This is a genomic window from Streptomyces sp. RG80 (assembly GCF_040446465.1).
Taxonomy (GTDB): Bacteria; Actinomycetota; Actinomycetes; order Streptomycetales; family Streptomycetaceae; genus Streptomyces.
Window position 1 is genome coordinate 383,527 of the sequence record NZ_JBEAAJ010000005.1, and the last position, 13,446, is coordinate 396,972.

14 protein-coding genes are annotated in these 13,446 nt (G+C 71.8%); 8 read left to right on the top strand and 6 right to left on the bottom strand.

Annotated elements, in window-relative coordinates:
- Positions 1 to 10 precede the first annotated feature (10 nt).
- On the top strand, positions 11 to 1,669 hold the full coding sequence (locus ABKA17_RS19460; protein WP_353693361.1) for a hybrid sensor histidine kinase/response regulator: 1,659 nt from the start codon (positions 11 to 13) through the stop codon (positions 1,667 to 1,669).
- A gap of 79 nt (positions 1,670 to 1,748) precedes the next feature.
- Complete coding sequence (locus tag ABKA17_RS19465) at positions 1,749 to 2,660, top strand: SGNH/GDSL hydrolase family protein (RefSeq protein WP_353693362.1); 912 nt, start codon at positions 1,749 to 1,751, stop codon at positions 2,658 to 2,660.
- A gap of 3 nt (positions 2,661 to 2,663) precedes the next feature.
- On the opposite strand, the gene ABKA17_RS19470 is transcribed toward ABKA17_RS19465, so the two are convergent.
- Positions 2,664 to 3,146 carry a VOC family protein gene (locus ABKA17_RS19470; RefSeq protein ID WP_353693363.1) on the bottom strand — a complete coding sequence of 161 codons (483 nt, stop codon included), beginning with the start codon at positions 3,144 to 3,146 and terminating at the stop codon, positions 2,664 to 2,666.
- A gap of 123 nt (positions 3,147 to 3,269) precedes the next feature.
- Between ABKA17_RS19470 and ABKA17_RS19475 the strand changes: the two genes are divergently transcribed.
- From ABKA17_RS19475 to ABKA17_RS19485, 3 genes are all read left to right on the top strand, one after another.
- Positions 3,270 to 4,475: an epoxide hydrolase family protein gene (locus ABKA17_RS19475; protein WP_353693364.1), complete on the top strand. Its 1,206-nt coding sequence runs from the start codon at positions 3,270 to 3,272 to the stop codon at positions 4,473 to 4,475.
- A 110-nt stretch (positions 4,476 to 4,585) separates the two neighbouring features.
- Positions 4,586 to 5,224 carry an ATP-dependent Clp protease proteolytic subunit gene (locus ABKA17_RS19480; protein ID WP_353693365.1) on the top strand — a complete coding sequence of 213 codons (639 nt, stop codon included), beginning with the start codon at positions 4,586 to 4,588 and terminating at the stop codon, positions 5,222 to 5,224.
- Between the two features lies 1 nt (position 5,225).
- Positions 5,226 to 5,828 carry a ClpP family protease gene (locus ABKA17_RS19485; RefSeq protein WP_353693366.1) on the top strand — a complete coding sequence of 201 codons (603 nt, stop codon included), beginning with the start codon at positions 5,226 to 5,228 and terminating at the stop codon, positions 5,826 to 5,828.
- 15 nt (positions 5,829 to 5,843) lie between these two features.
- On the opposite strand, the gene ABKA17_RS19490 is transcribed toward ABKA17_RS19485, so the two are convergent.
- Positions 5,844 to 6,230 (bottom strand): helix-turn-helix domain-containing protein, encoded by a 387-nt coding sequence (locus ABKA17_RS19490; protein WP_353693367.1) that lies wholly within the window; start codon positions 6,228 to 6,230, stop codon positions 5,844 to 5,846.
- Positions 6,231 to 6,314: 84 nt separating this feature from the next.
- Here ABKA17_RS19490 and ABKA17_RS19495 point away from each other — a divergent pair, with 84 nt between their 5' ends.
- Entirely contained in the window at positions 6,315 to 7,094 is a 780-nt protein-coding gene (locus ABKA17_RS19495) for a class I SAM-dependent methyltransferase (protein WP_353693368.1), read from the top strand.
- 270 nt (positions 7,095 to 7,364) lie between these two features.
- Positions 7,365 to 8,249 (top strand): RNA polymerase sigma factor SigF, encoded by an 885-nt coding sequence (locus ABKA17_RS19500; protein WP_353693369.1) that lies wholly within the window; start codon positions 7,365 to 7,367, stop codon positions 8,247 to 8,249.
- Positions 8,250 to 8,283: 34 nt separating this feature from the next.
- On the opposite strand, the gene ABKA17_RS19505 is transcribed toward ABKA17_RS19500, so the two are convergent.
- On the bottom strand, positions 8,284 to 8,739 hold the full coding sequence (locus tag ABKA17_RS19505; RefSeq protein ID WP_353693370.1) for an ATP-binding protein: 456 nt from the start codon (positions 8,737 to 8,739) through the stop codon (positions 8,284 to 8,286).
- Between the two features lie 97 nt (positions 8,740 to 8,836).
- Positions 8,837 to 10,123 carry a DUF6777 domain-containing protein gene (locus ABKA17_RS19510; RefSeq protein WP_353693371.1) on the bottom strand — a complete coding sequence of 429 codons (1,287 nt, stop codon included), beginning with the start codon at positions 10,121 to 10,123 and terminating at the stop codon, positions 8,837 to 8,839.
- A gap of 162 nt (positions 10,124 to 10,285) precedes the next feature.
- Between ABKA17_RS19510 and ABKA17_RS19515 the strand changes: the two genes are divergently transcribed.
- Positions 10,286 to 11,590: a streptophobe family protein gene (locus ABKA17_RS19515; protein ID WP_353693372.1), complete on the top strand. Its 1,305-nt coding sequence runs from the start codon at positions 10,286 to 10,288 to the stop codon at positions 11,588 to 11,590.
- Between the two features lie 255 nt (positions 11,591 to 11,845).
- Here the strand turns inward: ABKA17_RS19515 and ABKA17_RS19520 are convergent, their stop codons facing one another.
- A complete protein-coding gene (locus ABKA17_RS19520) occupies positions 11,846 to 12,835 on the bottom strand; it encodes a serine/threonine-protein kinase (protein WP_353693373.1) in 990 nt (329 codons plus the stop codon).
- Positions 12,825 to 13,364, bottom strand: a complete 540-nt coding sequence (locus ABKA17_RS19525) for a hypothetical protein (protein WP_353693627.1) — start codon at positions 13,362 to 13,364, stop codon at positions 12,825 to 12,827. The genes ABKA17_RS19520 and ABKA17_RS19525 overlap by 11 nt, the downstream gene beginning before the upstream one ends.
- Positions 13,365 to 13,446 lie beyond the last annotated feature (82 nt).

Sequence of the window (13,446 nt, forward strand, 5' to 3'; positions counted from 1 at the left end):
GAGGGCCGCCATGGCCGACGCCCCGGACTTCCGGCGCCTGTTCGACGCCGTCCTCTCCCCGCTGCTCGTGCTCACCCCCGACTTCACCATCGTCGAGGTCAACCGCGCCTACCTCACGGCCACCCGCACCGACCGCGACATCGTCGGGCGCCCGATCTTCGACGTGTTCCCGGACAACCCCGAGGACCCCTCGGCCGACGGCGTGGCCAATCTGCGCCGCTCGCTGGAGACGGTGGTGGCCACGGGACGCACGGACACCATGGCGCTCCAGCGCTACGACATCCCGACGGACGAGGGCGCCTTCGACGAGCGCTACTGGAGCCCCGTGAACGCGCCCGTGCTGGACGAGCGGGGACGCGTGTCGTACGTCATCCACCGGGTCGAGGACGTCACGGAGTTCGTGTATGTGCGCCGGGTGGGGCGGGAGCAGCAGCGGGTGGCCGCCGAGGCGCAGATGCGCGCGGAGGGCATGGAGATCGACCTGTTCGTACGGGCCCGGGAGATCCGCGAGGTCAACGACCAGCTGCGGCGGGTCAACTCCGAACTGGACGCGGCCGGGCGGCGTCTGCGGGAGGAGCAGGAGGCCAAGGACCGGTTCATCGCGACGCTCTCGCACGAGCTGCGCAACCCGCTCGCGGCGGCCACCGCGGCGACCGAGCTGCTCACCCTGGACATGCCCGACGGCCATCCGGCGCTGTCCGTGCTGGAACGCCAGCTCGGCACGCTGGTGCGGATGAGCAACGACCTGCTGGACGGCACCCGGGCGGTGACGGGCCGCCTGGAGCTCGTGCGGGAGCGGATCGACCTGCGGTCCGTCGTCGAGGGTGCCTGCGCGGACATCCGCGGCCTGTTCGGGCACGAGGGCCGCAAGCTCGACGTGGGGGTGCCGGCCGGGCCGGTGACCGTGGACGGCGACCGGCTGCGGCTCGCACAGGTGCTGACCAATCTGCTGTCGAACGCGCTCAAGTACACCCGGCCGGGCGGGCGCACCGAGGTCGCCCTGGGCATCGCGGGCGACCGGGCGCGGCTGACCGTGCGGGACGACGGGATCGGTTTCGAGCCCGGTCAGGCCGAGGACCTGTTCGGGGTGTTCATGCGGGCCGCCCCGGCCGGCCCCGACACCCCGGAGGGCCTGGGGCTCGGGCTGGCCGTCGCGCGGACGGTGGTGGAGCTGCACGGTGGCCGGATCAGCGCGCGCAGCGAAGGGCGGGGGCGGGGCGCGGAGTTCACCGTGACGCTGCCGATCGCCGACCCCGGCGCGCCCGAGCCGGCGCGGCCGGTGGTGATCCGTCCGGCGAAGCGGCAGCTGTCCATCCTGATCGTGGAGGACAACGCGGACCTCGCCCTCACCTACCGCACCCTGCTCCAGCGGCAGGGTCACCATGTCACCGCGGTGCACACCGGCGCCGACGCGCTGACCGCCACCGAGGCCCGCATCTTCGACGCCGTGCTGTGCGATCTGGGCCTGCCGGACGTCGACGGGTACACCGTGGCGCGTACGGTGCGGGCCCGGCCGCACGGGCGGGAGATCCGGCTGATCGCCGTCTCGGGTTTCAGCCAGGGCGCCGACCGTGCCCTCTCCCGGGCGGCGGGGTTCGACGCGCATCTGGCCAAGCCGTTGCCGTTGAACGATCTCATCGACCTCCTGGAGCGCTTCGAGGAGGCGTGACCGGCACGTGTCTTCCGCCCGCTGCCGGGCTGTGCTTGCCTGGGGAACCGTTTTCGGTGTCCGGGGCGGGAGTCGCCGTATGCGCAAGCCGTGGATCGTGGGAATGCTGCTGGCCACAGTGCTGCTCGGGGCGTGCTCCGACCCGTCCTCCGGCCCTGAACAGGCCCCGCGCTCCGTCCCGCCCCCGGCGTCGGCCGGTACGACGCACCAGCGGGCCGCCGGAAGTCCCGCTCCCGGCGCCCGGGCCGAGGCGCCGACGGTGCTGTATCTCGGGGACTCCCTGGCGATGGAGGCCCAGAACGTCGTCGGGCAGGAGCTGCGCCGGGACCTCGGCGCGAGGTACACCGGCAGGCCGTACTCGGGGACGACGGTCTGCGACTACCTGGAGGGCACCGGCGCGAAGTCGCTCGTGCCCGACCGGGACAAGGCGGCCGCCCTGGTGCGCGCGCTGAAGCCGGACTTCGTGGTGCTCCAGTTCTGGGGCAACGCGTGGGGCTACACGTGGTGCATGGACGGCATCACGCATGCCGAGCGGCCGACGACGTACTTCAAGCGGTACAAGGCCGACATGGCCCGGCTGACCGAGCAGATCGCGACGGCGGGCGGCGCCCGTCGGCCGCGGATCGTGTGGGTGTCGCAGGGCCCGGACCCGATCACGCCCGACCGGGTCCGGCGGGTGAACGAGCTCTACGCCGGGCAGGCCGCCGCCTCGGGCGACCTGGTCGCCGACGCGGGAGCCCGGGTGAGTGCCGCCGGGGCCCGCTACAGCTGGGTCCAGTACCTGCCGTGCACCGCCTACGAGCGCGAGCACGACGCGTACTGCACCCAGCCGGGCCGGGACCGGACCGCCCTCCACCTGGACAAGGACTATCTGCACTTCTGTCTGGCGCCCACGACATCGACGCCGAAGCCCTGTCCGGTCCGCTCCCCCGGCATCCTGCGGATCGCCCGGGAGATCACGCGGGTGATCGGCCGGGCCTCCTCCGGCTGACCGTCACTCGCCCGCGTAGGCCTTGTCCAGGGCGGCGATGTCGAACTTGGTCATCGCCATGAACGCCTGGGTGACCCGGGCCGCCTTCGCCGGGTCCGGGTCGGTGACCATGTCCTGGAGCGTGTCCGGGACGACCTGCCAGGACACCCCGTACCGGTCCTTGAGCCAGCCGCAGGGGCCGGGCTCCCCGCCGCCCTCGGTGAGCTTGGTCCAGTAGTAGTCGATCTCCTCCTGGTTCTCGCAGAAGATCATGAAGGAGACGGCTTCGGTGAACTTGAACTCGGGGCCGCCGTTGAGCCCGAGGAACCGGTGGCCGTTGGCCGTGAACTCCACGGTCAGCACGGTCCCGGCGGGCTGGGGCGCGCCCTCGGGGTAGTGCGCGATCTTGCCGATGCTGGAGTTCTTGAAGACCGAGACGTAGAAGTGCGCGGCCTCCTCGGCCTGGCCGTCGAACCAGAGACACGTGGTGAAACCGTCGGTTGCCATGAGTACCTCCTGGGCGTGCGGAACGCTGTCACGGGTGTCGACCGATCCTCGCGCCGGAACTCATCGCTCGCGCGTCCGGAAATCCAGGTGGCCTGTACATCCTTCGGAACTAGAGTCGCGCTCATGACGTCTTCGCCCGCCGACAGCGGCATCCATCCGTTCCGCATCGACATCCCGCAGGCCGACCTCGACGATCTCAACGACCGCCTCGACAGGGCCCGGTGGCCCGAGGAGCTGCCCGGCGTGGGGTGGGCGTACGGCGTGCCGTCGGGGTACTTGCGGGAGCTGGTGCGGTACTGGCGGCACGAGTACGACTGGCGGGCGGCGGAGGCTCGGCTGAACGAGTGGCCGCAGTTCACGACCGAGATCGACGGCGCGCACGTCCACTTCGCGCACATCCGCTCGCCCGAGCCGGACGCCACACCGCTGATCGTCACGCACGGCTGGCCGGGTTCGATCGTCGAATTCCTGGACGTCGTGGGGCCGTTGACCGACCCGGCCGCGCACGGCGGCGACCCCGCCGACGCCTTCCACCTCGTGGTGCCGAGCATCCCCGGCTTCGCCTTCTCCGGGCCCACCCGGGAGACCGGCTGGGAGGCGCGCCGGATCGCGGACGCGTGGGCCGAGCTGATGACCCGCCTCGGCTACGAGCGGTTCGGCGCCCAGGGCGGCGACTGGGGCGCGGGCATCTCCCGCGAGCTGGGCCGCGTCCACTCCGACCGGATCGTCGGCGTCCATCTGAACCTGCTGCCCGGCGCCCAGGCGGCCACCGAGCCGACCGAGGAGGAGCTTCGGGCGCTGAGCCCCGCGGAGCGGGAGCGGACCCTGCACTCGTGGCGCAAGTGGGACGCGTGGTTCCGCGAGGGCACGGGCTACTTCCATGTCCAGTCCACCCGGCCACAGACCCTGTCGTACGCGCTCACGGACTCGCCGGTCGGTCAACTCGCCTGGATCGTGGAGAAGTTCCAGGAGTGGACGGACTCCGAGGAGCTGCCCGAGGAGGCCGTCGACCGCGACCAGCTGCTCACCAACGTGATGCTGTACTGGCTGACCGGTACGGCGGGTTCGTCCGCCCGGATCTACTACGAGCGCGCCCACACCGAGGGCGAGCGGATCGCCGCGCCGCACGAGCCCTCGACCGCCCCGACCGCGGTGGCCTCCTTCCCGGGCGACCCGCAGATCCCACTGCGCCACAAGGCCGAGCGCACCGAGAACATCGTGCGCTTCACCGAGTTCGACCGGGGCGGCCACTTCGCGGCGATGGAGGTACCGGACCTGCTGGTGGACGACGTACGGGCGTTCTTCCGGCAGCTGCGCGAGAAGGGCTGAGGCGCCGCTCTGCCCTCGGCGAATCTGCCGGGGGCAGAGAAATCACCGAAGGGGTTCACCCGAGGTCAACAGTGGGGTCGACGGCATCCCCGCGACCACGAGGAGAACCGATGACTCCACTCACCGCACGCGCGCCACGGGCCGAGGAGGGCGACACCGCGCCCACCCGCTTCGACGACCAGCTGGCCGCCCAACTGCTCGGCCAGCGGATCGTCGTGCTGGGCACCCAGGTCGACGAGGTCTCCGCGAACCGGGTCTGCTCCCAGCTGCTGATCCTGTCCGCGGAGGACCCGCGCACCGACATCAGCCTGTACATCAACAGCCCCGGCGGCTCGGTCCACGCGGGCCTCGCCATCTACGACACCATGCGGCTGATCCCCAACGACGTCTCGACGCTCGCCATGGGCTTCGCGGCCAGCATGGGCCAGTTCCTGCTGAGCGTCGGCACGGCCGGCAAACGGTACGCGCTGCCGAACGCGCGGATCATGATGCACCAGCCGTCCGCGGGGATCGGCGGCACCACCGCCGACATCGAGATCCAGGCGGAGAACCTGGAGCACACCAAGCGGACCATGGAGCGGCTCATCGCCGAGCACACCGGCCAGAGCCAGGAGACCATCTCCCGGGACGGTGACCGCGACCGCTGGTTCACGGCCGAGGAGGCCAGGGAGTACGGCATGGTGGACCGGGTCCTGGAGTCCCTCGCGGACGTCCGCCCGGCCGCCTCCAAGCGACGGATGGGGCTGTGACATGGGGAACTACACGATTCCGTACGTCGTCGAGCGCACCGCGCACGGCGAGCGCTCCTCCGATGTGTTCAGCCGTCTGCTGTCGGAGCGGATCATCTTCCTGGGCACCGAGATCGACGACGGCGTCGCCAACGTCGTCATCGCGCAACTGCTCCATCTGGAGTCGACGGCGCCGGAGCACGAGATCGCGATCTACATCAACTCCCCCGGCGGATCGTTCACTTCGCTGATGGCGATCTACGACACGATGACGTACGTCCAGGCGCCCATCTCCACGATCTGCGTCGGTCAGGCGGCCTCCACGGCGGCCGTGCTGCTGGCCGGCGGGGATCCGGGGCGGCGGATCGTCCTGGAGCACGCGCGCGTGCTGCTCGGCCAGCCGGCCAGCGGCGGCAGCCGGGGCATGATCTCGGATCTGGCGCTCCAGGCCAAGGAGATGGTCCGGATCCGCGCACAGGTCGAGGAGGTATTGGCCCGGCACACCCACCACGACCCGGAGACCCTGCGCGCCGACATGGACCGCGACAAGGTGTTCACCGCCGAGGAGGCCGTGGCCTACGGCCTCGCCGACGAGGTGCTCAGCCGGCGCCTCCTGACGGTCTGAGGCGCCGGGGCCAGCTCAGGCGGCCAGGCAGAGCCCGTCGTACGACGACGTGGGCGCCCTGCGGGCGGCGGCGGACCGCCGGCTGGTGATCCGGACGAGTTCGCCCTGGGCCCGCGTCAGCAGGTCGCCGAGTCCGAGGCCGAGGGCGTGGGCGGCGGCCGCGAGGACCTCCGAGGAGGCCTCCTTGCGGCCCCGCTCCACCTCCGAGAGATAGGGCATGGAGATCCGTGCCGCGTCGGCCACGTCCTTGAGCGTGCGCTCCTGGTCGAGGCGCTCTTGGCGCAGGACGTCGCCGACCAGGTCGCGCAGCAGCGGCTCCTTGGCGGGCGGTGCGGCGGCAGGGCGGGCGGTCCCCGGGCGGAGGGGGATCACGCGGGCTTGGTTCGTCGCTTCTTCGCTCACCTTCCCAGCCTAAAAGCGTTGGACGCCAAGGGAAGGGATCAGCATTCTGCCCTGGGTGGAATCGAGCGAGGCGAAAGGTGCGGCATGGCCTTGAGGGAGACGTTCGACGAGGACGCCGAGCTCTACGACCGGGCGCGGCCCCGGTATCCGGCAGCCCTGGTCGCCGAGTTGGCGCGGACGGCGGACCTGGGTCCGGGGCGCCGGGTCCTGGAGGTGGCGCCGGGCACCGGTCAACTCACCGTTGCGCTGGCCGGGTTCGGCTGCCGGGTCACCGCGGTGGAGCTGGGTGCGTCGATGGCCGCGGTGGCCCGGCGTCGGCTGCGGGACTTCCCCCAAGTCGACGTCGAGGTGGCGGACTTCGAGCGGTGGCCGCTGCCGGCCGAGCCCTTCGACCTCGTCGTGTGCGCCACCGCCTGGCACTGGATCGACCCTGCCGTACGGGTGAAGAAGGCCGCGGACGCGCTGGCACCCGGAGGACGGCTGGCGGCCGTCGTCACCCATCATGTCGCGGGCGGCGACACGGAGTTCTTCCATCGGACCCAGCGTTGCTACCAGCGCTGGGATCCGGACACCCCGCCCGGTCTGCTGCTGAAGGAAGCTGACGAGATCCCCACCGAGACCGCCGAGTTCGAGAACTGCCCGCGTCTGGTGGACCTCGAGGTGGTCCGGCACTTCCAGGACATCACGTACACCACCGACGAGTACATCGACGTCCTGCTCACCTACTCCAACCATCGCGCGCTGCCCGAAGACCTCCGGCACGGCCTGCTCGCCTGCGTCCGCGAGCTGCTCGACACCCGGTACGGCGGCAGCGTCACCAAGCGTTACCTCCACGAGCTGATCACCGCCACCCGCACCGACTGAGGCTGTGATGTCGGTCATACCGGTGCCCCTTTGCCGCATGCCACACGGTCCTCGCCCCCTTCCCCGCGCAGCCCAGGCCCGCCAAGGGCATGCGCCGTCCTGTGCCGGGTAGGCGAACAGGAAGGGTCCGTGCGGGCAACCCGCTGGTCAGCGGCAGGCGCGTGCATACGTCGTCGCGATCCGGGTACCCGGGGACCGCGAAGAAGCAGTGCCGGAGACAACCGAGGCTGAAGAGGCAGACGTCAAGCCGTGACTTGCGTGGGAGAGGTAATGGACACCGCCGTGATCGGGTCGGAGGCACAGGTGGAGAAGACCGCCGGGACCAGCACGGGTGACGCATCACTGCCGGGAATCGTGGACCCGCGGAGCGTCGCTCCGCGCGACGCACGGGAGCTGTCCCGCCAGTTCTTCCGGCGTCTCACCGAGCTAGAGGAAGGCACGCACGAATACCAGTACGCGCGCAACACGCTCATCGAGATGAACATGTCCCTCGTGCGGTTCGCCGCCGGCCGGTTCCGCGGCCGGGGCGACGACATGGAGGACATCGTCCAGACCGGCATGATCGGCCTGATCAAGGCGATCGACCGGTTCGACCTGACGCGGGAGGTGGAGTTCACCTCCTTCGCGCTGCCGTACATCGTCGGTGAGATCAAGCGGTTCTTCCGTGACACCACCTGGGCGGTACACGTGCCGCGCAGGTTGCAGGAGCTGCGGGTGGAACTGGCCAAGGCCCGCGAGGAGCTGGCCAGCCGGCTGGACCGGGAGCCGACCGTGGCCGAGCTGGCCACCTTGATGAACATCGGCGAGAACGAGGTGATCGAGGCACAGATCGCCGCCAACGGCTACAACTCCTCGTCGCTGGACGCCGCCCTCACCGGTGACGGACCCGAGAACGGCGAATCCGTGCTGGCCGACTTCATCGGCGTGGAGGAGGAAGGACTGCGACTGGTCGAGGACTTCCAGTCGCTCGCCCCTCTGATGGCCGAACTGAGCGAGCGCGACCGGGAGATCATCCATCTGCGGTTCGTGGAGGAAGCCACCCAGGCGGAGATCGGTGAACGCCTCGGCTGCTCGCAGATGCATGTGTCCCGGCTGATCAAGCGGATCATCACGCGCCTGCGGACGGGCATGCTGGGCGAGCTGGGCTGCGCCTGAGACGAGGGGTGACCGCCGGAGGCGGCTCCGGCGGTCACCGCTTGTCGAGTCTGAGGACCGCGCTCACTCTCTTGCCGACCGGCACCCGTTCCGCGCTGACGTCGGCCGCCAGCGCGTGGACGATCTCCAGGCCGTGCCGGCCGACCCGCTCGGGATCCTTGGGAAAGCGCAGGGGCAGCGCCGCACTGCTGTCGTAGACGGACACGGTGACGACGGCGTCCGTGCCCTCCAGGTCGAGGATGTACGGCCCGTTGCTGTGCCGGTCGGCGTTGGTGACCAGCTCGCTCACCACCAGGAGCACCTCGCCGTCGGCCCGGTCACCGATCTCGGCGCACCACTCGGTCCTGAGCTGGTCCAGGAAGTGCGCGGTGAAGTTCCGGGCCTCGGCGATGCATCCCGGTTCGCCGGTGTAGTGGGCCGCCCGCCGTAGTGGGTCCACGGGCACGTCGAAACCAGTCGATATCACTGCCCCGTCCAGGTGTTCGATCATGCGTTTCTCTCTCGGAAGCCGGACTGGCCGGACGCCTGCTGCACCAGTGCTCGTACCCCGAGCGGGGCTTCGCAGTCCCCATAACGGGTCGTGTCGGTCACACGGCCGGTGACGTCACCTCGGACCCCGGGGCACTGTACGTGGACGCCGACTCTGTCGTCGTGTCGGAGTCCGGTGGGAGCAGTGGTGCCGAGGAGTCGGGCTGCGGCTCCTGTTCCTGTGTCGTGCCGGGATCGGACGTGGGCGGTGCGGTGCTCGGCGGTGTCGAGGACGGGGCGGTCGACGTGGGCGGGCACAGTGTCGCCGAGCCGGAGGGGGTGCCGGTGGGCGTGCCACTGGGGGCGCCGCTGGGAGTGCCGGTGGCGGTGGTGAGGCACGGCACCGGAGAGCTCGGTCCGGTGGACGGTGACGTCGGTGGTGACGAGGGCGTCGTCGGCGTGATCACGCTCGCGGACGGGGAGGCCGGGTTGTCCGGGGGCTCGGTCGGCTTGTCCTTGCCGCCCGTGTCGCCGCGGTGGCGGGCGATCCAGTCGTCGGAGTCGGGGTCGTAGATCACGAAGATGTTGACGACGGTGACCGACGGGGCGACCACGACGACGTTCGAGGAGCGGTACGACGACCAGGAGTCGCCGGTCCGCTTCGGTGTGCTCTGCTGGGCGACCGGTGGGGTCAGCGGGTTGCCGCAGGCGCAGCGGGCCCGGGGCACACCGTGGCTGTCGACGAGGACGGCGGTGCCGGCCTGGAGGACGGCCTGGTAGGGGGTGGCCCGCCCGTCCCGGTAACCGTGGTTGGTGACGCGGGTGTCCATGCGCAGCTGGACCGGGGTGAGCGAGCGCAGGTAGGCGGGGACGCCGGACGGCTGGACGCCGGCGACCGAGGCGAAGGCCTGGTTGACCGGCGGCTTCGCCTGGAGGGTCTTGATCTGGCGCTCCACGTCGCAGCTGGCGACGTTGCGGGTGCCGCCGTAGAGGCCGGGCGCGCCGCCGTCGACGCCGCGTACCGCGTTGGCGGAGGCCGACTCGGAGGACGGGGCGGCCGAGACGGGCGCGGCGGAGCTGTCCTTCGCCGAGGACTCGGTGAAGGGGTCGGGGCCGGTCTTGCTCGCGGCCTGGAGGAAGACCTCGCCGCCCTTGGCCGAGCCGCCGCCGCCGTCGGAGCGGCTGAACACGAGGGCCAGGATCACGGCGGCCACGACGACGGTGGCCAGCACGGCGATCCGCGGTACGGACCGCCACCACGGGCGGTGCGGCTCCGGCGGGGGCGGTGTTCCTCCGCTGCTGCCCGGGGGCTGCGACGGCGGCCCGGAGGGCGGCTGGGAGGGTCCCGACAGCGGACCGGAGGGCGGTCCGGTGGGCCGGCCGGAGGACGGAGGTTCGGCGCTCACGAGCCCTTCTTCCCGACGTGGGATTCTCGCGGCCTTTGATGCGTTTACGCCGCTTTTATCCACGACATTCCCATTGTGTGCTCCTGTCCCGTGCCCCTCGCAAGCCGACGCGGACGGACCTCTCGGCGGGCGCGCCGCGCAGGTGCTGCTTAGCGTGGCAGGGTGAGCCCGAAAACCCGCTCCGACCAGGCCATTGCCCCGCACGGCTGGGTACAGGCCCTCCTCACGGTCCTGTCCGGGCTGCTCGCCATGGGCGTGACCGCGGCCCTCGGGCTGTGGGCGGCCGGGGCCGACGACCTCCCCGACGGTGCCTTCCCCCGGGTCGTGGCCGCGACGGTGGTCACCGCGGTCGGCGGCACCATCAAGCTGTCCGGGGACGCCGGCGGGCTCGCCGACACCGAGGCGGGCCTCACCGTGATCCCGCTCTCCGTCACGCTCGTCGGGGCTCTGGTGATCGCCGCGGGCTTCCTGCGACCGCTGCGGCACCGGGCCGTCGCGGGCGCCGCGGAACTGGCCGGCTGGGCCGCCAGGGTCGCCGTGCTGTGGCTGCTCGCGCTCCTAGCGCTGGCCCTCGGGGCCCGTCAGACCTTCCAGCTCTCGCTCGGCGGCGGCACGCTCTCCGACCTCGGCGACCTGTTCGGCGTCTCCCCGAAGGTCGGCTTCGAGACGGACCTGCCCCCGACACTGTTCTACGGACTGCTGTGGCTGGCCGGCGTCCTCGCGCTGGCCCTGCTGGTCTCGCGCGGCGCGCCGCTGCCCGCCCGGCTGCTGCGCTTCCAGGCGACGGTCCGGCCCGCGGCGTACGCGATGGTGGTCCTGCTGCTCGCCTACGTGGCCCTGGGCATCGTCATCGGTCTCGTCGTGGCGCTCACGCGCGGGCACGCGGTCGAGACCCTCGCCGTGATCCTGCTCGGCATGCCGAACCTGGTGTGGCTGACGCTGACGCTCGGTCTGGGCGCCACCTGGAAGGGCCGCGTGGAGGGACCGTTCGGGCTGCCGATGCCGCATGTCCTGGACGAGGTGCTGCGCGGCTCGGACACCGCCACGCTGAACCTGCGCACGCTGGCCGAGCACGACGGCCGGGTGTGGTGGCTCGTGGCCGTGAACGCCGTCCTGCTGCTCGCGGCCGCGTTCGTGATGGCGGCGCGCTCCCCGGCCGGCATGCGAGCCTGGCAGCACGCCCTGCACATGGCGGTCGCCCTGGCCCTGACCGTCCTGATGATCTGCCTCCTGGGCCGGCTCACCGCCCACTACGGCCTCTCTGTCCTCGGCATCGGCGACCTCGGCGGAGACCTGGGCGGGGAGCTCCTCCTCAAGCCGCAACTGTGGACCGCGATCGGCCTCGCGGCGCTGTGGGGCCTGGTCACGGGTTTCCTCGGCGCCCTGCTCGCCCACCCGGTACGGCGCAGGGGCGAGACGAAACCGGCTGGTTCCCCCGACGCCGGGCGTGACAGCGTGCGGCCATGACGCTGCCTGTCGAAGACCGCCTGGCCGTCGCCGATCACCGGTGTCGCCGCGCTGCGTGACGCCGCGTTGGCTCGCGGCACCGCGAACCCCATTGCGCACCACGTCACCGACGTGGTGATCGAGGACTCGGCGAGCGACCAGGTGCGGGTCCGCTCCAAGGAACTGGGCATCCTGGCGGACGATTCGTCCGGACCGGTGGGCACTGGCGGATCTCGCACCGCAGGGTGTCGGCGCGGCGGGTGCCGCTGAGCGGGGCTACCGGCCCCTGAAGACCGGTCGGGCCCAGGGTGGTGGTTGTTTCGGGCCCTCTTGGGGTGCCCCTACGACGTGCAGGTCCACCTCTGTCGGCGCGTGGCCGCCGGTGCGGTCGCCGGTCGTGGCCGCGCGCAGGGCCGCGATGAAGGCGAGGCAGGTGTCGTAGCGGTCGTCGGGGCTCTTGGCCAGTCCTCGCGCGAACACGGCGTCGACGGCGGGGGCGAGGTCGGGGCGGGACTCGGTGAGCGCGGGCGCCTCGTCGTACTGGTGGGCCCACAGCAGGGCCATGTCGTCGTCGCGGCAGAAGGGCGGGCGGCCGGCGAGGGCCTCGTACACCACGCAGGCGAAGCCGTACACGTCGCAGCGGCCGTCGACCGGCTTGCCGGAGATCTGCTCCGGGGCCACGTAGTCCAGGGTGCCGACGAACTGACCGACGGTGGTGAACCCGGTCAGCGACAGCGACTTCTTGGTCAGGCCGAAATCGGTCAGGTAGGCGTGCTCGGGGTGGTCGCTGTCGGTGCCGCGGGCGACCAGGATGTTGCCGGGCTTCACGTCCCGGTGGACCAGCCCGTGCTCGTGCGCGGCGTCCAGCGCGGAGGCGACCTGGGCGGCGATGCGCAGGGCGACCGCGGGCGCCAACGGGCTCTGGCGGTCCAGGAGATGGCGCAGGTCGCTGCCCTCGACGTAGCGCATGGCGATGTACAGCACGCCGTCCGTCTCGCCGGCCTCGAAGACGGGCACGATGTGCGGATGGTCGATCGAGGCGGCGGCCCGGGACTCGTGGGTGAAGCGGCGGCGGAAGGTGTCGTTGCGGGCGAGTTCGGGGGCGAGGAGCTTGAGGGCGACCGTGCGCTCCAGGCGCAGGTCGCGGGCGCGGTAGACGACGGCCATGCCGCCCCGGCCGATCTCGCGCTCGATGCGGTAGCCCGCGATGGTCCGCCCGACCAGTTCGGAGGGCCGGCCGGAGAAGAGGCTCGTGTCACGGGCCATCGGGGCTCACGACCTGGGTGGCGGCGTGGTCCTCGGCGACGGCCCGGGGTGCCTCGTCCGTGGCGTAGGTGCTCAGCCGGGTGCCGTCGGCGTACACCCAGCGGCCGTGCTGGGCGTCGTAGAGCCAGACGGACTCGCCGTCGACGACGACTCCGATGCGATGTCCGCGGGTGCGGTCCCGGAAGGACTCGCCGTCGAGGCTGCCCACGGCCAGCTCCTCGACCGCGGCCCGGTAGCCGGCCAGGGTCTGTTCGGCGCGGGCCAGCAGGGGGCGCGGGTCGGCGGTGCGGGCGAGCGGACTGTCCGCCGCGGGCGGGTCCGGGGGTACGGCGACCAGGTAGCGGCCGTCGACCCAGGCCGACCAGCCGTTGGCGCACAGGACATGCCCCCAGTCACCGCGCCGCTCCACCAGCTGCACCGGCAGCAGCGCGTCGAGGGGGACCGTGGGCCGGGCGGGATCGGGGGCCTCCCAGGCGGGCATGCCGTTCTGGGGGACGACGTGGGTGGGCCGGAAGCCGGGGGTCGCCATCATGCGCGCCCGCTTCCCCGGCCGGAGGTCGCGGGCCGATGTGGAGGGAGCCTGAGGTCGCGCCGGGGGCCGTGGGTCGTCA